At 39.6% G+C, this 19,997-nt stretch carries 21 protein-coding genes and 2 riboswitches; of the genes, 12 read left to right on the forward strand and 9 right to left on the reverse strand.

All coding sequences use genetic code 11. The features are described from left to right. The first annotated feature begins 15 nt into the window (after positions 1-15). Positions 16-1,263, forward strand: coding sequence for a 2-oxoglutarate dehydrogenase complex dihydrolipoyllysine-residue succinyltransferase (odhB, locus tag AB3N04_RS19660; protein ID WP_368504244.1), 1,248 nt, complete (start codon positions 16-18; stop codon positions 1,261-1,263). 46 nt (positions 1,264-1,309) lie between these two features. On the opposite strand, the gene AB3N04_RS19665 is transcribed toward odhB, so the two are convergent. Then, positions 1,310-2,809 carry a BCCT family transporter gene (locus AB3N04_RS19665; protein WP_368506106.1) on the reverse strand — a complete coding sequence of 500 codons (1,500 nt, stop codon included), beginning with the start codon at positions 2,807-2,809 and terminating at the stop codon, positions 1,310-1,312. 251 nt (positions 2,810-3,060) lie between these two features. Between AB3N04_RS19665 and AB3N04_RS19670 the strand changes: the two genes are divergently transcribed. The 3 genes from AB3N04_RS19670 (at position 3,061) to AB3N04_RS19680 (ending at position 4,280) form a co-directional block, all read left to right on the forward strand. Further along, the gene (locus AB3N04_RS19670; protein ID WP_368504245.1) at positions 3,061-3,261 is read left to right on the forward strand and encodes a DUF6501 family protein; all 201 of its coding nucleotides are present in this window, start codon (positions 3,061-3,063) and stop codon (positions 3,259-3,261) included. Between the two features lie 129 nt (positions 3,262-3,390). Beyond that, positions 3,391-4,008, forward strand: coding sequence for a DedA family protein (locus AB3N04_RS19675; protein WP_368504246.1), 618 nt, complete (start codon positions 3,391-3,393; stop codon positions 4,006-4,008). An 86-nt stretch (positions 4,009-4,094) separates the two neighbouring features. After that, positions 4,095-4,280, forward strand: coding sequence for a DUF3970 family protein (locus AB3N04_RS19680; protein ID WP_368504247.1), 186 nt, complete (start codon positions 4,095-4,097; stop codon positions 4,278-4,280). Between the two features lie 21 nt (positions 4,281-4,301). Here AB3N04_RS19680 and AB3N04_RS19685 read toward each other — a convergent pair whose 3' ends face one another. The 3 genes from AB3N04_RS19685 to AB3N04_RS19695 form a co-directional block, all read right to left on the reverse strand. Beyond that, complete coding sequence (locus AB3N04_RS19685) at positions 4,302-5,219, reverse strand: DMT family transporter (protein ID WP_368504248.1); 918 nt, start codon at positions 5,217-5,219, stop codon at positions 4,302-4,304. Between the two features lie 254 nt (positions 5,220-5,473). After that, a complete protein-coding gene (locus AB3N04_RS19690) occupies positions 5,474-7,063 on the reverse strand; it encodes an ABC-F family ATP-binding cassette domain-containing protein (protein WP_368504249.1) in 1,590 nt (529 codons plus the stop codon). 141 nt (positions 7,064-7,204) lie between these two features. Continuing rightward, positions 7,205-7,471 carry a hypothetical protein gene (locus tag AB3N04_RS19695; protein ID WP_368504250.1) on the reverse strand — a complete coding sequence of 89 codons (267 nt, stop codon included), beginning with the start codon at positions 7,469-7,471 and terminating at the stop codon, positions 7,205-7,207. A gap of 86 nt (positions 7,472-7,557) precedes the next feature. On the opposite strand from AB3N04_RS19695, the gene recQ reads away from it, so the two are divergent. The 4 genes from recQ to AB3N04_RS19715 all read left to right on the forward strand — a co-directional run bounded on the left by recQ (position 7,558) and on the right by AB3N04_RS19715 (position 11,656). Further along, a complete protein-coding gene (gene recQ, locus AB3N04_RS19700; RefSeq protein ID WP_368504251.1) occupies positions 7,558-9,681 on the forward strand; it encodes a DNA helicase RecQ in 2,124 nt (707 codons plus the stop codon). 140 nt (positions 9,682-9,821) lie between these two features. Then, positions 9,822-10,676, forward strand: coding sequence for a DegV family protein (locus AB3N04_RS19705; protein ID WP_368504252.1), 855 nt, complete (start codon positions 9,822-9,824; stop codon positions 10,674-10,676). A gap of 19 nt (positions 10,677-10,695) precedes the next feature. Then, complete coding sequence (gene ytxJ, locus AB3N04_RS19710) at positions 10,696-11,028, forward strand: bacillithiol system redox-active protein YtxJ (protein WP_368504253.1); 333 nt, start codon at positions 10,696-10,698, stop codon at positions 11,026-11,028. Positions 11,029-11,320: 292 nt separating this feature from the next. Next, complete coding sequence (locus AB3N04_RS19715) at positions 11,321-11,656, forward strand: SCP2 sterol-binding domain-containing protein (RefSeq protein ID WP_368504254.1); 336 nt, start codon at positions 11,321-11,323, stop codon at positions 11,654-11,656. Between the two features lie 39 nt (positions 11,657-11,695). Here the strand turns inward: AB3N04_RS19715 and AB3N04_RS19720 are convergent, their stop codons facing one another. Next, a complete protein-coding gene (locus AB3N04_RS19720) occupies positions 11,696-13,234 on the reverse strand; it encodes a hypothetical protein (protein ID WP_368504255.1) in 1,539 nt (512 codons plus the stop codon). A gap of 166 nt (positions 13,235-13,400) precedes the next feature. Here AB3N04_RS19720 and AB3N04_RS19725 point away from each other — a divergent pair, with 166 nt between their 5' ends. The 3 genes from AB3N04_RS19725 (at position 13,401) to AB3N04_RS19735 (ending at position 15,116) form a co-directional block, all read left to right on the forward strand. Continuing rightward, a complete protein-coding gene (locus AB3N04_RS19725) occupies positions 13,401-13,715 on the forward strand; it encodes a hypothetical protein (RefSeq protein WP_368504256.1) in 315 nt (104 codons plus the stop codon). 124 nt (positions 13,716-13,839) lie between these two features. Then, positions 13,840-14,331, forward strand: coding sequence for a divergent PAP2 family protein (locus AB3N04_RS19730; protein ID WP_368504257.1), 492 nt, complete (start codon positions 13,840-13,842; stop codon positions 14,329-14,331). Between the two features lie 104 nt (positions 14,332-14,435). Continuing rightward, positions 14,436-15,116 carry a hypothetical protein gene (locus AB3N04_RS19735; RefSeq protein WP_368504258.1) on the forward strand — a complete coding sequence of 227 codons (681 nt, stop codon included), beginning with the start codon at positions 14,436-14,438 and terminating at the stop codon, positions 15,114-15,116. Between the two features lie 59 nt (positions 15,117-15,175). Here the strand turns inward: AB3N04_RS19735 and AB3N04_RS19740 are convergent, their stop codons facing one another. The 4 genes from AB3N04_RS19740 to AB3N04_RS19755 are packed head-to-tail and all read right to left on the reverse strand — an operon-like array spanning position 15,176 to position 18,292. After that, positions 15,176-15,721 (reverse strand): cupin domain-containing protein, encoded by a 546-nt coding sequence (locus AB3N04_RS19740; protein ID WP_368504259.1) that lies wholly within the window; start codon positions 15,719-15,721, stop codon positions 15,176-15,178. Positions 15,722-15,762: 41 nt separating this feature from the next. Continuing rightward, positions 15,763-16,383, reverse strand: coding sequence for a methylthioribulose 1-phosphate dehydratase (locus AB3N04_RS19745; protein ID WP_368504260.1), 621 nt, complete (start codon positions 16,381-16,383; stop codon positions 15,763-15,765). Then, positions 16,380-17,063 (reverse strand): 2-hydroxy-3-keto-5-methylthiopentenyl-1-phosphate phosphatase, encoded by a 684-nt coding sequence (locus tag AB3N04_RS19750; RefSeq protein ID WP_368504261.1) that lies wholly within the window; start codon positions 17,061-17,063, stop codon positions 16,380-16,382. Before AB3N04_RS19750 ends, AB3N04_RS19745 begins: the two co-directional genes overlap by 4 nt. Continuing rightward, positions 17,060-18,292: a 2,3-diketo-5-methylthiopentyl-1-phosphate enolase gene (locus AB3N04_RS19755; RefSeq protein ID WP_368504262.1), complete on the reverse strand. Its 1,233-nt coding sequence runs from the start codon at positions 18,290-18,292 to the stop codon at positions 17,060-17,062. The genes AB3N04_RS19750 and AB3N04_RS19755 overlap by 4 nt, the downstream gene beginning before the upstream one ends. A gap of 78 nt (positions 18,293-18,370) precedes the next feature. Next, positions 18,371-18,484, reverse strand: a riboswitch (SAM riboswitch). Positions 18,485-18,656: 172 nt separating this feature from the next. Continuing rightward, a riboswitch (SAM riboswitch) is annotated at positions 18,657-18,805 on the forward strand. Positions 18,806-18,887: 82 nt separating this feature from the next. Here AB3N04_RS19755 and AB3N04_RS19760 point away from each other — a divergent pair. After that, complete coding sequence (locus tag AB3N04_RS19760; protein ID WP_368504263.1) at positions 18,888-19,994, forward strand: sugar ABC transporter substrate-binding protein; 1,107 nt, start codon at positions 18,888-18,890, stop codon at positions 19,992-19,994. Positions 19,995-19,997 lie beyond the last annotated feature (3 nt).

Genomic DNA, 19,997 nt, shown 5'->3' on the forward strand with positions numbered 1-19,997 from the left:
AAGGAGGCCATCGCCGTGATTGAAATTAAAGTACCAGAACTAGCAGAATCGATTACTGAAGGAACGATAGCACAATGGTTAAAACAAGTTGGTGAGCAAGTTAACCAAGGAGAATACATTGCTGAACTTGAAACTGATAAAGTCAATGTTGAAATTACAGCTGAACATTCTGGTGTGATTAAAGAATTTAAAAAAGAGCCAGGTGACACAGTTGAAGTAGGAGAAGTAATTGCAGTCATTGATGAAAGCGGAGATGCTTCAGGTTCGACAGAGGCTCCAGCTGCTAAAGAAGAACCAAAAGCCGAAGAGAAAAAAGAAGAGCCTAAGCAAGAGGCTGCAGAAGAAACAACTTCTAGCACAGATCGTCCACTTGCATCACCTGCAGCTAGAAAGCTTGCTCGTGAAAAAGGAATCGACTTAAAAGAGATCGCAACAAATGATCCAACTGGTCGTATTCGTAAACAAGACGTTGAAACCCATCAATCAAAGCCAGCAGAAAAAGCTCCATCAGCACCAGCTGCGAAGAAGCCTGCTGCACAACCTCAACAAGATCAACCAGGCAAGCCAGTTGAGCGTGTGAAGATGTCTCGTCGCCGTCAAACGATTGCAAAACGTCTAGTTGAATCTCAACAAACAGCAGCTATGCTAACAACTTTTAACGAAGTTGATATGACTGCAGTAATGGATTTACGTAAACGTCGTAAAGATGCATTCTTAGATAAGAATGGCGTTAAGCTTGGTTTCATGTCATTCTTCACTAAAGCAGTGATTGGTGCACTTAAAGAGTTCCCATTACTAAATGCTGAAATTCAAGGCGATGAAATCCTAATGAAGAAGTATTATGATATCGGTGTAGCTGTATCAACAGACGAAGGTCTAGTTGTACCAGTTGTACGCGATGCTGATCGTTTAGGATTTGCAGGAATTGAACGTGAAATTGGTTCACTTGGTAAAAAAGCTCGTGACAATAAGCTTTCGATTTCTGATCTGCAAGGTGGAACATTCACTATCACTAACGGAGGGGTATTCGGCTCATTATGGTCCACTCCAATTTTAAATGCTCCACAAGTTGGTATTCTTGGAATGCACAAGGTTCAATGGCGTCCGGTTGCTATTGACCAAGAGCGTTTCGAAAATCGTCCAATGATGTACATTGCCCTTTCTTATGACCACCGTATTGTTGATGGTAAAGAAGCGGTTAGTTTCCTTGTAAAAGTAAAGGAACTTCTTGAAGATCCAGAACAACTTTTATTAGAAGGTTAATCAACACAATAAAAACAGCCTATCTCAAAAGATAGGCTGTTTTTTATTAGTGAATTCCTTGATCTTTAGCCATTTGTTTAGCAACTTTAGGAGCTAGCCATAACGTTGGTAACATAATTAAAGAAACAGGTACTGCAGTGAACACAATGAACGATTGAAGAGCATTAATGCTGCCCTCACCTAAGTAAAGTAACACAGCAGCAACAGCACCCATGGCAAGCGCCCAAAATACACGAATCGATTTAGCTGGCGTGCTACTTCCAGTAACCGTCATTGATATCGTGTATGACATGGAATCGGTTGTTGTCGCAACAAAAACTACCGTAACAAGCAAGAAAGCTGCTGCAATTAAATATCCAAACGGTAATTGGGTAACAATAGCGATCATCGAAGCGGGTAAGCCTGCTTCATAGAGAGGTTCACTAACCGAGCCGGGATTCTGTAATTCAAAGAAAATACCCGAGCCACCTACGACTGTAAACCAGAAGTTTGTAACAAGTGGAGCAATCACAATAACAGCGATAAAGAGTTCACGCAGCGTTCTGCCATGCGATATACGGCTGATGAAAATTGCCATCATTGGACCATACCCAATAAACCAACCCCAAAAGAAGATCGTCCAAAAAGATAACCAACCCGTATCTCCACGATAGAGACTGAGTTCAAGGAAATCTCGTACATACACACCATATGTCCCAACAAATCCATCGATGATAAATCCAGCAGGACCAACGAGTAATACAACTACGACTAAAACGAGAGTGAAGATAATGTTAAAACGACTTAACCATTGAATTCCTTGATGGATACCGGTCACTGCAGACACAGCAGCGATGGCAACCAGTCCAAAAATAATCGCAAGCTGGGTTATAAACGTATTTGGGACACCAAAGAGAGAATCTAAGCCGTAAGCTGCTTGTAAGCCAAGAAAACCTATTGGTCCAATCGTTCCGGCTGCAACTGCAATAATAGAGAAGGCATCTACCGCAATACCTAATACATTGTTTTTCTCCATAATTTTTTTACCTACTAAAGGATAAAGGAGAGTACGTGGTTTAAGTGGTAACCCTTTTGAGTATCCGTACATTAACACAACAACACCTAATGTTCCAAGGATGGCCCAGGCAGAAAATCCCCAATCTAGGAAGGATTGTGCCAAGGCTGGAACAATCGTTTCTGCTTGTCCAGGGGCAATATCCGCATACATCGGTGGTGTTTCTAGAAAATGATACATCGGTTCAGCGGCAGCCCAGAATACACCTCCGCCTGCAAGTAGAGTACACATAATCATCGAAATCCATTTAAAAGTACTCGTCTCTGGCTTGTCGGATCTACCTAATCGAACCGCCCCATATTTAGAAAACATAAGTCCTAAGGCGATAAGAAATGTGAGTAGCATAAAGACTTGCCAAAATGCTCCAAAGTATGTAGCTGACCAGTTAAAAGTAGCATCAACATAGTTTGCAACACCCTCTGCAGAAATGAATGAAGCAATCACAAATAGGATGAGAGCACCACCACTAATGAGGAAGACTGGCCAATCCATTTTTTGTTTATTCAAAGTAAACCCTCCTGAAATAAATTCTTACAGAAAAAATAACTTACTTACCCTACCACAAATCAAAAAGTGAGTAAAACAATGTAGGAATGCACGAAATACTTAATTTATTTTGGGTTGCTATCTACATAGTGTTTGGTTGCTTTTGAAGGTTTATACAGGAGTAGAAATCTCAATTGTATTTGCCTCTCGTGATAATACTCTTTATAATAAAGAGAGGTTAGAAGGAGGGATGCTAAATGATTCATCAAACGTGGCAACAAAAAGAAACGATTCGTACGGTAGAATGTGTACATACTGATGCAAAAAAATACATGGTAGACCGCGCTTTAACGAAAGGCAAAACATACGAATTGAAAAATGAAACCGAAGAATTTTACTTTGTGGTTGATAACACTGGAAAAATTGGCGGTTACTATAAAGATTACTTTAAAAACTAAGACAGTGAGCGCACTGTCTTTTTTTATTACAGAGAGAGTGAAGGAGATATCTTTGCGGAATTCGAAGCTTTCTTGTAAGATAAAGATAATGAACAGTTCATACCATGAATAAAGGGGGAAGGGGATATCATGGTTGCGTTTACCGAAATGATCTCTTTTATTCAAAGTCATGGTTATTTGGCCTTGTTTCTTATTTTTTCGATTGGTTTGTTTTTCTTCCCTGTCCCTAATGAAATCCTCCTGATGAGTGGTGGCTTATTGGCTACTACTTCTTATCTAGATCCGATCCCTGCAATGTTCATTATCTTCTCTAGTATTCTATTGCATGGTACGTTGCTGTATTTTGTTGGACATTTTTTTGAGGATAAGTCCAATTTGATTCATAAAAAACATTCGATTTGGCATAAACGGGCTTTAAAAGGCAAGGAAATGCTTGATCGTCACGGATTAAGAGCAGCATCTTTTAGTTATTTTTTTCCGTTTGTACGACATGCCGTCCCTTTTAGTGTAGGAGTTTCAGCGATTCCTTATCAACGTTTTGCTCCAATCGCTTTTAGCTCGGCATTTATTTGGATGAGTTTTTATTATTGGATAGGCTTTTATTACGGCCGATCGATTACAGACTGGGCATCTTTTGTTCAGCAGCTTATTTATACATTAATTGGTGTTGTAATCCTTTTCGGACTATACTACTACTTCAAATCTAGAAGAGTACGTCAAAAAGAGGAACGCTTAAATGATCAGTAAAATGTCTGCCAATAGGGTAGACATTTTTTCTTGCCAAGATGAAAATATTCTACTAAAATAACGAACGTATGAGAGGAGAATGATAGATGCGAGTAAGGTTAAGTGGGCGAGATCAACAAGAACTAATTGATTTTGTAAAGGAACTAGAGACATTGCAAAACTTTGAAATCACTTATGCTTCTGAGTTGCGAGATTCGACTCGGACGAACAATCCAAAATATCAAAACAGCAAGGAAATCATGCAGTATGTTGATATAAAGAAAAAAGCATAGGTACATCGAACAATCGACGCCCTACACAGCTTGTGGTTTGGGCGTCGATTTTTTGCGTGTGGGACGATGTTCGGGCCTTGAGACGAGGAAAATAGATAGAAGGACAAGCATGACGCCGAACCATTGGATGACTGTTAGTTGGTCTGAAAAAACGAAAAGACCAATAGCTATCGCTACAACCGGTTCAATTGTTGATAAAATCGATGCTCGGCTTGATTCGATCTCAGCTAAACCTCTCGTATAGAGCAAGTAGGCAAGCACAGTTGGAAAAAATGCTAATCCGATTGCATAGCTGCTTACCTCGATTTGTGTGAAAAGATGCGCTTTATTCCATAGTCCTGATGTTGGAATCATAAAAGCGGCTGCGCAAATAAACGAATAAGTGGTAATCGTCATCGATGAATAGCGCTTTGAGCTCACTTTAGCAAAAATACTGTAGAGAGCATAAAAAAAGCCAGAACCGATCCCAATCAGTAAAATCGAAGGTGTAAGGACTGTGTTAAAGCTAGGGAGTAACCCTACGACAAAACCGCAGCCAATAATCGTTGTCACTAATGCAATGCCTTTGTTATAGGTTAACAACTCTTTAAAGAAAACACGTGATAGGATCGTAACAAATAAGGGCCCAGTGTATAAAAGCACGACGGCTAAAGATAAGCTCGATTGCTCAATTACCGTAAAAAAACACCAGTTAAAAAAGACGATACTGACGATTCCTGTTCCGATAAATAAGGGAAGGTCGCGCAATTGAATTCGCAACATCTTTCGACTGAATAAAGCTAAGTAAGTAACAAGCAAAAAAGCAGAAGCGATTGCTCGTATCGCTACAACTTCCCAAGCTGTAAATCCATAAGAATAGAGTGGTTGAACAAACAATCCGATCATTCCCCAAAGTGCTGCACCGGCTATCGCTGCGGTGTATGCTTGACGCAGTGACATGGTCGACGCCCCTCCCTCATTTCAATGACATTCTCTTAATCATATCATGTGAAAGAAGAATTGTAAGTAGAAGTGAAAAGATAAGCTCACAAATAAATAGTGAATTCAATAAATATGATCTGACCATAAATATTTGGGATAGGTTTTACTATTATAATTTCACTTACTGTAATTTTATTTTAAATATTACTCTTGTCAGTTAAACAAATAACGATAAAAAAGCCACTAGGGTTAGGACCCAGTGGCAATTGTATTTATTTTTTGTACTCAAGAAATTCATTATAAGTCATTTGCTTATCAATTAAGCCATCTTCTGTTAATTCAATGATACGGTTGGCAATTGACTCATTGAACTGATGGTCATGACTTGAGAAGATCATTGCACCTTTAAAGGCAATTAAGCCATTATTGACAGCTGTGATCGATTCAAGGTCTAAGTGGTTAGTCGGTTCATCAAGCAGTAGCACGTTAGCACCACTTAACATCATTTTAGAAAGCATACAGCGAACTTTCTCGCCCCCTGATAATACACTTGCTTTCTTCAATACTTCCTCACCAGAGAATAACATTCTTCCTAAGAAGCCACGTAAGAACGTTTCGCTATCATCTTGAGGTGAGTATTGGCGAAGCCAGTTCACAAGGTTTAAGTCGCAGCCCTCAAAATACTCGGAGTTATCTTTAGGGAAGTAAGCTTGAGATGTTGTAACGCCCCATTTATAAGAACCACTATCCGGCTCCATTTCTCCAGCTAAAATTTTGAATAAAACGTTCTTTGCCATCTCGTTTGTACCAACAAGAGCAATTTTATCGTCTTTATTCATCGTGAAACTAACATTGTTTAAAACGTTTACGCCATCAATCGTCTTCGTTAATCCCTCAACACGAAGAACATCATTTCCAATTTCACGCTCTTGCTGGAAGTGAACATATGGATATTTACGAGAGGATGGTTTAATATCATCTAAAGAGATCTTTTCAAGTGATTTCTTACGTGATGTTGCTTGTTTTGATTTAGAAGCATTCGCACTAAACCTAGCAACGAAGTTTTGTAACTCCTTGATTTTTTCTTCCTTCTTTTTATTTTGGTCTTGAGCCATTTTAAGTGCTAATTGACTAGACTCATACCAGAAATCATAGTTCCCCACATAAATTTGAAGTTTACCAAAATCCAAATCAGCAATATGCGTACAAACTTTATTTAGGAAGTGACGGTCATGGGAAACAACAATAACCGTGTTATCAAAATTAATTAAGAACTCCTCTAGCCACTGAATCGCTTGAATATCCAAGTGGTTCGTCGGCTCATCTAATAATAGAACATCTGGTTCGCCAAATAGAGTTTGAGCAAGTAAGACTTTTACTTTCTCACTCCCTGATAAGTCAGCCATTTTTTTAGTGTGAAGATCTTCATTAATTCCTAGACCTTTTAAAAGGATTGCAGCTTCTGATTCAGCTTCCCAACCATTTAATTCTGCAAATTCTCCTTCAAGCTCTGCAGCTTTGATCCCGTCCTCATCTGAGAATTCTTCTTTCATGTAAATCGCATCTTTTTCTTTCATCACTTGATAAAGACGAGCATGACCCATAATTACCGTATGAAGAACTTCAAATTCTTCGTACTCAAAGTGATTTTGTTTCAAAACGGCAAGGCGTTGACCTGGCTTCATATGAACGTCACCTTGTTGAGGTTCAATCTCACCAGATAAGATTTTCAAGAATGTTGATTTCCCAGCCCCGTTTGCTCCAATTAAGCCATAGCAGTTGCCAGGCGTAAACTTAATATTTACTTCTTCAAATAATTTACGGTCTCCGTATTGTAGACCAACATCTGTTACTGTAATCATGTAGCTATATGCCTCCAATGTCTGTAATCGTATGAATTATACCATTCCTAACTGTTAGAGGATAGCTTCATGGCATTTTTCTTTAAAAAAACATTTGATTCAACCCTCATCTTTTGAAAAAATAAGAGTATGAAACCAATCCTAAAGCAAGTAATAAAACGCATAGACACCAAGGCCTGCAACGGCAGCTAGCATAACGACGGTGAGAAACTTCGTCGACTTTAAGGAGTAATTAACAATGATTGCTCCAAGTAACACGGCAAAGTATAATGAAAAATCCAGTGGAAACCGTTCTACTGAGTGTAAAAAAGTATCTCTGGTTGTTACCATGATGATAACCGGAGCTAAGTATATAAGCGCCACAACAATAAGCCCTAATGTATTTTTTTGTTTTAACGTTAAGTTCATGTAAGCCACGCCTTTCTACATATATTCTTTACATGTAATGTGCCCATAACGATTCTTTTTTATCATTTATTAAGGGGAGAAGACCATTGAGAATTGAAAAATTTGAGCAAGCAACAGAAATCCTCCATCGCTATTATGGATACCAATCATTTCGAAATGGCCAAGGTGAAATCATTCAACACGTTTTGAATGGGGAAGATGCACTGGGTATTATGCCAACAGGAGGAGGTAAGTCTCTTTGTTACCAAATTCCTGCGCTTGTACTAGAAGGTGTAACCTTAGTTATTTCCCCTTTGATCTCATTAATGAAGGATCAAGTGGACGCCCTGCATCAGTTAGATATAGCTGCTACCTACTTAAACAGTACGCTCACAAGGCAAGAGGAAGAAGAGCGGATCAGCCTTATCCAATTAGGGGAATGTAAGCTTGTTTATGTAGCGCCTGAGAGATTAATGCAGCCCCGTTTTCAACAACTGCTTAAATCGATTCCTCTTTCGTTTGTGGCAATAGACGAGGCGCATTGTTTATCTCAATGGGGCCATGACTTCAGGCCAAGCTATTTAGGGATCGCAGGCTGGCTACAAAGTTTAGAGCAAACACCTCCCGTATTGGCTTTAACGGCTACGGCAACAGAGGCTGTTCAACAGGACATTCAAACCCATCTACAGATTAATGATCAACATACTGTCTTGACGGGTTTCAACAGAGAGAATTTAACCTTGAAGATCACCAAAGGGATTGATAAATGGAGATTTGTAAAACAATACGTTCAAAAGCATCTGAATGAATCTGGAATCATCTATGCGACCACACGTAAAGAGGTTGAGCAACTTTATCATAAATTTCTTGATGCTAAGGTAGAGGTGGCGATGTATCACGGAGGGTTAAATGAAGAAGAAAGAGCCCGTCACCAGGAAGCTTTTCTACATGATGAAGCGAGTGTAATGATAGCGACAAATGCTTTTGGTATGGGGATTGATAAAAGTAATGTAAGGTATGTACTCCATTACAATATGCCTCGTAATATTGAATCCTATTATCAAGAAGCAGGCCGAGCTGGGCGTGATGGTGAAGATAGTGAATGTGTGTTGCTCTTCAGTCCACAAGATATCCGTGTCCAATCCTTTTTAATTGAGCAAACAGACCTAAGTGAGGAACGAAAAGCCCAAGAGTATGAAAAGTTGCAACAAATGACGTCCTACATTCATACTGAGGGCTGCTTAATGAGCTACATTTTAGCCTATTTTGGAGACGTGGCATCTGAAGCATGCGGCAAATGCTCATCATGCGTGCGAGAAGGAGAAAAAGTAGACCGTACGAGAGAGGCTCAAATGGTTTTCTCTTGTATTAAGCGTATGAGAGAACGTTTTGGTAAAATGATGGTCGCCCAAGTGTTAGTAGGGTCTGAAAACCAAAAATTAAAGCAATTACAACTTACTTCTCTTCCAACGTATGGAATAATGAGTGGATACACCGCCAAACAAGTTGCTGAGTTTATCGATTATTTAACAGCCGAGCAATATATTAAGCCGACAGGCTCGCAATACCCGACCTTACAACTAACTGAATTAGCGGTCTCAGTCATAAAAGGAGAAAAGGAAGTTCATCAGATTGTCGCAAATGTTGTAGCAGAAGTTGAAGAGAACAATGAAGTGTTTGAAGCTCTTAGACAATGCAGAAAAGACCTTGCTAACGAGGAGGACATTCCGCCATACATGGTGTTTTCTGATAAAACGCTCAAACAGATGAGCCAATACATCCCACAAACCAAAGAAGAGATGAGTCTGATTCAAGGTGTCGGTGAGCAAAAGCTCATACGTTATGGGGATTCATTTCTCGAAGTCCTTACTCCTTTTAAAGGGCAGAATAAAGCAGACATTCACGATGCACCAGCTGAACAGAAGTCCAAGCCCTCGAAGAAGGTGACAAAGGGAAGCCACTTGATTACCATAAAGCTCTTCCAAGAAGGACAAAAGGTGCAGGAGATTGCCGCTCAGCGTTCGCTTAGTGAACAAACGGTCTTAAATCATCTCCTAAAATCGAAAGACGAAGGGATCGACCTTCGTTTACCGAGCTATGTTGATGAGCCTATACGTAAAGAGATAATGAAGGTTGCAAAAGAGATTGGCACAGAAAAACTGCGCCCTATAAAAGAGGCACTTGGTGAGCATGTGACGTATCAAGACATTCGTTTTGCGATTGAAAAGTAAACCTTTTCATTTTCATAAAAGATAATTGAGAGTTAGAAGACGATATGTGCTGAATTATGGTATGATAGTGAGTAGAGAGAATACTTCGGCCCAACCCAGACATGGGACAAGCGAACGGGAAGATAAAGGAGAATGTGAATATGACGACGATTAAAATTGTTACGGATTCAACTTGTGATTTGCCAGCTGATCTTGCTGCTAAGTACGGAATAGAGATTGTTCCCTTATCCATTACCTTTGGTGATGAAACGTATTTAGATGGGGTAGATATTACGGCTTCTCAATTTATGGATAAACTAAAATTAAGTGAGGAATTACCGAAAAGCTCCCAGCCAGCAGTAGGTGTGTTTGAAGAAACCTATAATCGTTTAGCTGCTAGCGGTGATGATGTGAAGATCATCTCAATTCATATTACAGAAGGTATGAGTGGAACAATGAATGCAGCACAAACAGCAGCAGACATGAGTGATGCTGATGTAACAGTTGTTAATTCACGTTTTATCTCCCAAGCACTAGCTTTTCAAGTGGTGAAAGCTGCTGAACTTGCAAAAGAAGGAAAATCTGTAGAGAACATAATTGAGGCACTAAATGTGGTGCGGGAGGGCACAGCATTATATATTATGGTTGATACACTGGAGTATTTAAAAAAAGGCGGAAGAATTGGACGCGGAAAAGCATTACTAGGTTCTCTTCTTAAAATTAAGCCAATTGCCTCTTTAGCTGATGGTGTATATACACCAGTTACGAAGGTTCGTACGCATATGCAAATGGTCCAAACGTTAACAAAGACGTTTGCGGATGAAACAAAAGGGAAAGTAGTTAAAAAGGTAGGAATTGCTCATGCAGATGCAGAAGTGTTAGCCAATAAATTAAAGCAATCGATTGAGACGATTAATGATTCTGTTAATATTACCATTTATCCAACATCACCAATTATAAGTACTCATACAGGACCTGGTGCAATTGCATTAATGTATTATTCCGAGTCAAACTAATGGATAAAGGATGATGAACATGAAGGAAATCAAAACAGATCAAGAATGGCATGACCTATTTGAGCAATCAGAAAACGCTCCTGTTCTTCTTTTAAAACACAGTACAACCTGTCCTATTAGCGCTGAAGCTTATGGTGAGTTTCAATCGTTTATTGAGGGTAATGATGAAAAGTCATTAACTTTCGCACTTATAAAAGTGATTGAATCTCGTCCTGTTTCTAATTTAATTTCAGAGGAACTTGGTGTGAAACACGAATCGCCTCAATTATTTATATTTGACAAAAAAAGTGTAAAATGGGTTGACTCACATTTCTCGATTACAAAAAAGAAAATTGAAAAAGCTCTCGCTTAAAATTGGCATAAGAAAGGCCGCTTCATTTTTGAAGCGGCTTCTTTACTTTATTGCGAGCCATTTGAATATAAGTGAAAATTAAGCAACTTGCGCCACCAAAAGAACAGATATATTGTAAAATTCGCATAAACTCCATTTAACCGCCTCCTATTCCTATGATTTACGATAAAAGGGGGATTTATGCAAAAGTATGTAAATAATTGACGCCATTAATAAAAAAAACATATTTCAAGCAGGAGATTATCATTTCTTGTCGAAAAAATAGGTGTACAAGATAAAAGGGGGATTACGAATGAATGCAAAAGAACAACTAAGAGAATTAGTAGAGAAGATGAACAGAGAGCCGGCACATATCGCTGAGGAGAAAGATCGCGTGTTTCAATTTGATTTAAAAGAGACGGGAACCTTGCAAGTTCAATTTAAAGATGGACAAGCATATATGTTAGAAGAAGCAACAGAGGATGCAGACGTCACTCTTAAAATGAATGATGATTCATTCATAAAATTATTAAATGACGACCTCAATACAACGGTGGCGTTCATGACGGGAAAATTAAAAGTCGATGGCAGCATGGGTCTTGCAATGAAGCTCCAACAATTAGTTAAAGAGTATAAGCAAGTAGCATAAAAAAGAGGCGACCCAGTCAGGTCGCCTCTTTTCATCAACTTATAGAGCGAAAATTGCAAATGAGATTCCAAGTAAACCGATGATTGCCATCACATATACAGGAACTTTTGGCATTTCGCCGTTCTTCTCCATTGCTTTACCGAACATATAGAACACTACTGGGTGTACTAAAAACGGCATTGAGAAAATAAAAGGAATGAGAAGGGAAGCTTCAGTTCCAAACATTTCTCCTTGAATTGCTGCAAAGAGACCAAAGTGAGAGATGGCAGATGTTTGTGCCATCGCACCATATTCAAAGGACATTGAACTCATACTTAGTAGCGCTAGACCACCAAACACGGCACAAATTTGCCACCCGAAAGAAAATTGCATTAAAGCTTTAACTTCCTTACGATCTTCACCATTTGCATGACGAAGATTTTTAAGTGCTAGTGCGGTTAGAACAACCCCGACTGTAACAATAATCGCAGTTGGGATGAACCAAAGCGATCCCTGCTCTGCGCTAATCGCTAGAACTGAAAATACAAAGATATGTCCAAAGAATGGAATGTTAATCATGATTGGGGCACGCTGAGCGGCAACTTTTCCAAAGTCTCCAGCTGTACATGCTCCAGTTAATCCTGAGTGAGATAGAGAACCAGCCATACCTGGTGCAAGGTTGCGGGCATGAGCTGTTTTCGCAATAAACATCACTAAAGCAATTCCACCAAACATCCAGAACAATTGACCAAAGAAACCATAAGTAAGGACAGCATTCATGCCATCAATCGCAAACGCATCCCCAATACGAGAGCCTCCGACCATAAAGTTTGCCGCTAATACGACTGGAATACCAGCAAATAGTAAGGCACGAACAGTTGGGCCAAAAGTCCACTTATAAAAAATGGCCCCAATCGCTGCTGAAATCATCATTGCAAAGAATATTTGCGGAAGCGCAATAATTGGCTGAACCGCTGATGCGATTGCAAATGAAAGAAATAATACGATAATAATGAGTCCAGTCTCAAGCAAACCTTTACGAATATAGGTTTGTTTATTATCGATTTTTGCCTTGTTATCAACGAGTAAAATGGAAGCAATTAAACCGATAAACGCAATGAGCGGATAATATCCAGCTACACTATCGAGAGAACCAGGTTGCAAGAACATTCTTATAAACCCTTCGATCCCTATTAAGAGGAAGAAAGAACGAAGAATAAAGATAAAATGAGTCCGTCCTGTCCCCAATACAACTTCTTCATTCATCGGGACAACAATATCAGTAACTTCCATCTCCTTGTTGCCAAGAATTTTACGTAATTCCTGTCCACCAACAAAGAAAGAAACAATTAAAGCAATAATGGTTGTACGAGCCATAAAGTCGACTAAAGGAAACTCAGAAAGTCCTGGTGTGGCAATATTCACTTCTACCATTAAAAATCCAAGAAGCAAACCGAAAATTACAATGATTAAAATCGGAGAAAATCTTGATCCTGCTACAACCATTCTCGATATAATAACCATCGGAACGATAAAAAACAATAATAACCATAATTGGTTCAATACTTGAACCTGTGATATCTGTTGAACTATTTCCATCGAATGACATACTCCTATCTATTATACAAATGTGCTTACAAATACTATCTTATAAATGATCTCGAAGCAACCGATGAAAACGCCACCACATTAATGTTGTAATACTAAGTGTTTTCTGACAGATCAATCGCTTAAAAAGACACCTAAATAATAGAAAAAAAGGAAAATGAAACGTAATTGCTTTCATAACGTAGAAGAGGAGAAGTATAAAGGAAAATATGGAGCGGTTTTTATCGAAGGGCTATCATCGAATTGGTATCATTTTAACCTTGCGATGATGTCTCTTAATTATGTAAAGGACGAGTGGTTTGAAGAAGGGGATAATGAATATGTCCGTACTAATTTACTCACCTTTTCATCGAATCAAGAGCAACTTAATTCCGATATTTTTGTAGGGGGAGAGGGCAGTAATTATTCTAATAAGATTCATCTTGACCGTACCAGATTAGATGGGTTAGACGAGATTACGTTGACGTTTTGAGAATCTCGGTATGATCATAAATCCAATGGAAGCGATTAGCATACCACATGAAGTTTTCAATTATTAAAGGTATACAAGAATAAATTTACCGCTCTCATCGCACGCTAAGCGTGAGGTGAGGAAAATGAATCGGCCAATGCTAACGGCTCTTTTAACGATAGGGCTTGCTCAAAGTTTGAAAGTGCCAATTAAAAAAGCTCAAACTGGCCTATGGGAATGGGACACATTAATTGAAACAGGTGGAATGCCAAGTTCCCATTCAGCTGGTGTTACAGCTCTTGCGACTTATGTGGCGCTTGAGCGCGGGGTGTCGTCAGTAGACTTTGCTTTATCGACGGTATTCGGATTAATTGTAATGTATGATGCTCAAGGAATTAGAAGGCAAACAGGTGAATTAACGATAAAAGTAAATGAAATGAACGCCGACCTAGAAAGAATAGCAGGGGATTCACACGCCAAACAGAGTGAAAAACGCTCCGTTCAATTAAGAGAACGTCTAGGACATCAACCAGAAGAAGTGGTAGGTGGAGCAATGCTTGGCGTGATTACCGGTTGCATCAGTTATGCATTAACAGGGAAGAAACGTAAAAAATCATCCATGCCTTCACTATTTTAAGAACTGCTCTTATGTTGAGCAGTTCTTTTTTTTGAGTTGAAACGTATGGCTAAATTATGGCGTTTAATTGGTAAAAGATCACATTAAACAAAGGGGATAAGTAAATGAAAAAGTGTATGGTCCTATTACTAACTTTAAGTATTAGTTTAATTGCTGCATGTGGAACCGATCAATCGATAGAAGAAAATGAGTTAGAAAATCCTGTGATGGATGAAACAGTTGATAAGGAAGTGGACGAAGGTGAGATTGAGCTAGGAAACGAAAAGGAAAGTACGAGGGATGAAGAGAACGAGGGCGAGGGAGTCCCATCAAATGAAATTGAATTGGCCCATCAAAAAGAGTTAGAAGTAAATGTGGAGGGCCAAACTGAAAAGAAAATGGCTACATTTAATCGAAGCGGACTTGGGTACTCCATCTATGTAATAGAAGATTACACTCTTCACAGTGAGGAGCCAGGTAGGGACGCATTAACATTTAATCATGACGGTGATTTTTTCACCCGAATTATTCCTCATGGGGAAGAGGTTGATGCAAGTGAGTTAAAAGAAAGAATAGAAGAGCATGCTGAGGGTGAGATCGAAGTTATACAGCATGTTCCACTTGATGATGTTGAATATGCCTTGGTTGAACGCGTAAAGTCAAACGGAGAGAGCACAACCTTAATTCATGTAGCTAAAAGATTTGAGGGTGAGCTTTTTCAGATGACCCTGTTTCTCCCCGCAAAAGAAGCACAAGAAGGTGTAGCACCAAGCATGTGGGCGATGTTAGAGACGATTAAACCTTGAAAACCCGCTATTGGGTAGGAGGGACTTAAGTGGCTAAGCCATTAAGTCCCATTCTTATATTAAGACTTAGTTTTTTCAAACTCAGGGTCATTAAATGTATGGGCGACCCAGCCTTCAGGATCGATGAACAGACGGACGGCTACCACTTGTTTTTCCTCAGAAAGGGTAAAGAAATGAGGTGTATTAACCGGAACGGAAATAACATCTCCAGGAGTTAAACGAACGTCAAAATAACCAGTTTCCTCACCTTTTATCACAAAACTACCAGAACCTGCAGTAATTGCACGGACCTCATCCTCTGTGTGAGTATGTACTTGTTCAAATTTTTTGAGTAAGGAGTCTAGGTCAGGTGTGTCTTTATTAAGCGAGATCACATCCCATTTCTTATAACCTCTACGCTCTGCTAGTGAACGTATTTCCTCATCGTAAGTAGAAAGGACTTGATTTTTATCTTCATCATTTAAATGACAAACGTTTTGAAGGTCTTCAGGAAGTTTTGCTGGATTCCAATATTCATAGAGAACCTCCTGACTCTCTAAAAATTGACGCACATTTTCCTCTCCACGAATCTCTTCTCCTGTATCACGAATATAAATTACAGCCATTCGTCATTCCTCCTTTTGATTTTTTATATGCAGCACATTATTTAGTTAAGAAGCCTCATCTTTACATGATAGCTAAATAGAAATTCAAATGCTTCTAAATGTCTTTTTGCCTCAAAGCCGTTACGACCCCAAACGGTGATACCATGATTACGAATGAGAATACCATATACACCGGGAGTGATTTTCTCTGCAACTGCATCGCCTAAACGTGGGAGATCAGCATAATTCTCGACGATTGGGATGGTGATTTTCCCATCTTCTTCCCAAATGTTGAAAGCTTTTATCAATTCTTGATTTTGAAAAGTGATCGACCCTTGGTCCCCATACAGATCAGAGATGACATTATTGTCAACTGTATGAACATGAAGGGAGCATCCGGCATCAGTCTTTTGATAAATTCGCTGATGAAGGACTGTTTCCGCAGAGGGCTTCAGATTGGTGATTTCAACAGGCTGACCGTCGCTGTCTACTAACAAGAAATCCTCATCGGTCCTTTTCCTTTTATCTTTACCGCTAGCTGTAACGAGAAAGGTAAGAGGATCATCACTCACTTTAATGGATAAATTTCCACTAGTGCCGGGAAACCAGTCTCTCGCAGCTAGTTCGTCCTTAATATCAGCTAACTCGTTCCAATAATTGTATTGATCGGTCGTTACACTCATCGACTCGTCACTTCCTTTTTCTGCTTAAGCGATTCAATCACTTCATAGAAGGTAGAGAAAGAGGAATGATTTAATCCGAGCTCCTGACATTTTTCCAACAAAAAGTTATCACACGCAAACACTTCATCTGCCTGCTTAGCAGCTTGTAAATCAGTGATCGAGTCACCGATTACAATTTTGTAATACTCTTCATCAGGATATTGACGTAAAATGGATGGCTTGCAACAACCACAGTCATTTGTGCAAAATTGGTCGCATTGATGTGGCCATGTAATCGTAATGGTGTCTTGATTAAAATCACTTCCATTACAATATAAATCCTCTAGAACATCATATGGTTCTAGTACAGGTTGTACAAAAAAATCAATTCCACCGCTAACGACCTTAAAGGTAATATCATTTTCTTTAAGATAGGTTAAAAAGGGTTCAAAACCCTCTCTTATCTCTGCTTGTTTTAATACGAATTCAATAATTTCCTGTTTTTTTTCTACTGGTATGAGAGAGAACAGCCTGCCGACCCCTTCTCGAATGGAGATGCGTTCTGCTAAGATATCATCTTTAATTTCTTCCCATCCATCTGGGGCAAATTGTTTCATAATCGCAATGATATTGTCTTTAGTCGTAATCGTACCGTCAAAATCACAAAAAATTATGAGCGTACGTTTATCTGCTTGGCTCATGTAGGCTGCCCCCATAACTCAAGTGCCTGGGACAGTTCTGGAGAATGCTGAGCGGTTTCTGTTAACGTGCGACCAGCTAAGACGCCATCAATCGCTTGCCTAAACGCTTGAGCTCCTGCACTGGCGCCATTAGGGTGACCATGTATACCCCCTCCTGCATTAATGATCGAATCCACACCAAAATCATTGATGAGAAGGGGGGTAAGACCAGGGTGAATTCCAGCTGATGGAACGGGAAATGCCTTTTTAAGGGAACCTTCTGACGTTAGAGCCTCTGCAATATCAGAAGTTTCTTTTTGGTCAAGCGCAACACTTCCATATGGTGATGGAAACAAAACAAGATCTGCTCCAGCTAAGCGCAGTAGCTTTCCAAGAAGCACTTTATTCGAAAATCCATAAAAAGGTGATTGGGTAAGAGCGCCGGAAACAGCAGGGTGTGCCATGATTGGTAGTGGGATCTCAGGATCTTCGGCCAATTCCTGCAAGGCATCCAACCCATATGCAAATACATTAAACAACAAGGCACTGGCGCCGAGTTCAGCTGCCTGTTTCGCTTTTGTTTTCAATTCGGACGTTCGTCCAGTTAAATTAACGGCATATAGTTTTCTTTCTCCAGTACGCTCATAAGCCTGATTTAGTATAGAAGCTCCCACTTGAATTCGCTTTTCAAAAGGGGTTAATTCGTTATCAAATAAAATCTCATCATCTTTTACAAGATCAATTCCGCCTATAACTTGGTCTGTTAATTGCTTTTCAAATTCAGAGAGATCTTTACCGATCATGCCTTTAAATATACTCATTAACAAAGGACGATCATGAACGTCTAGAAGATTGCGAATCCCTCCAATTCCGTATTGGGGGCCAGGGAATTTAGACTCTAATTGAGGATCAAGTTGAATATCCACAAGCTTTACTTCACCATCTAAAGATAACTTTCCGAAAAGGGTCGTTAAAATGGCTGGCAGGTCTGGACTGAAATTGGCTGAAGGGTAGGCGATCTTAATTAATCCTGCACTACGTCCCTCTTTGAAGAAACGATTTGTATCTTCGTTTTCAGGTAGAGCCTGAACGTCTACCACTTCCCCTTTATGTTTTTCTAGTTGTTTTTTTTCAAGCGCAGGAAGATGCGTCCAAGAACCAATTGTTAAGCCGAGTGCAATCGATTCAGCTTTTTTGTGGAGATCTCCTTTACGATCGTGCACAAGATAGGTTGCTGTAATGTGACTCATAATAAGTTGAGCCCTCCTCTCATCAAATAAAAAGTCCTCTTCAACATTGAAAGAGGACTGAATGAATCATAGAATGTCCTCTTATCTTTCAAGCTTACGCTGTGAGAATTAGCACCTTGAATCAACACGAATGTGTTGAAACAGGTTGCCGGGTTTCATAGGGCTCGTCCCTCCACCTGCTCATAATAAGAGTTTATACTTGTATGAAATTATCGAAAACGTTGTTATGAATTATGACAGCTGCAGAGAAGTCTGTCAATTGAAAAAACTAATTGCTAGAATCTATTGACAAAAGAATCGATCGCTCTTATCATTACACTCATCCTCTCAAATTTGTAAAAACTTGAGATTAATTACATAACAACTCTTATCGAGAGCTGGCTGAGGGAATTGGCCCTATGAAGCCCGGCAACCGACCTACTCACCCTATCTATTTGGTGAAAACCTTTAAGGTTTTAAGGCACGGTGCTACATCCAACAGACGGTGCAAGTCACCGGTCTGAAAGATAAGAGGACGGATTCATTCATTCGGCCTCTTTCTTAAACAGAAAGTGGCTTTTTTATTTGATAAAGAGAAAAAGGGGAGAGATGAAAGGTGAAAAGAGTAAATTGGGTTAAAGCATGGGGAGTGACAATTGCTTCGGCAATCTTATTAGTTGGTTGCGGAAGTGGCGAGGAAGCGAGTCAAGCACAAGAAGATGTCAATCTTGAAGGAGTTCCTGAACGATTTGCGACTGGTGAAGGGGCCAAGGTGAAAGTAATCCGAAAAATTGGCGGTGATGATCATACTGCACAATTCTTAGCAGGTGTAAAAGAAGAAGGGGAATCGATCGGCTTTGATGTCGATATCTTCACCGCAAATGGGGATACAGCGCGATACCATGATGCCATTTCACAAGCAATAAATGACGATTATGATGGGCTTGTTCTCTCGCATGGCGACGATGCAGCAACCGTTGAGGCCGTTCAGCGTGCTATTGATCAAGGAATCGAGGTCGTTACATTTGATTCGATTGATGATTTAGAAAACATAGAAGGCGTCACATTAACATCTCAAGATGATGAAGAATTAGCTTCGCTTGCCATGGAGCAATTAGTAGAAGACTTTAACAGAGAAGCAAATATCTTATATTTATGGGTGGATGGATTCCCTCCTATGGTGAGAAGAAACAATGTGTATCAAAATGTACTAAATGAAAACCCTGGCTTAAAGGAGCTTGAGAGATTTGGAGTGGCTGCAGAGGACACATCAACGCAAACTCAAAATGCGGTATCAGCTATGTTAAACAAATACCCTGAAGGTGAAATTGATGCAATCTTTGCCACGTGGGATGCCTTTGCCATTGGTGCTGCTCGTGCAATTGAAGAAGCAGGTCGTCATGAAATAAAAATATATGGAATTGATGTTTCAAACGCTGATTTGCAAGTTATGCAGCAGGAAAATAGTGCGTGGGAATACACAGCTGCTGTTGATCCGAAGCTGATTGGGGCTATTAACCTTCGTCTTTTAGCGAAAAAATTAGCAGGAGAAGAAACACCACAATTTTATGACTTAGAAGCAATACTGATCTCAAGAGAAGACTTAGTTCAAGGTCAAGGAGATGTAAACATGGTTAGTCTTGGAGAGGTTGTTTCAGGTTGGGGTCAGTCTGATGAGTTTCTTGAGGACTGGATGAAAACATTAAAGAACCATCATGAATAAACA

It is taken from the genome of Alkalihalophilus sp. As8PL (genome assembly GCF_040939795.1).
In the GTDB taxonomy this organism is placed as follows: domain Bacteria; phylum Bacillota; class Bacilli; order Bacillales; family Bacillaceae_D; genus Alkalihalophilus; species Alkalihalophilus lindianensis.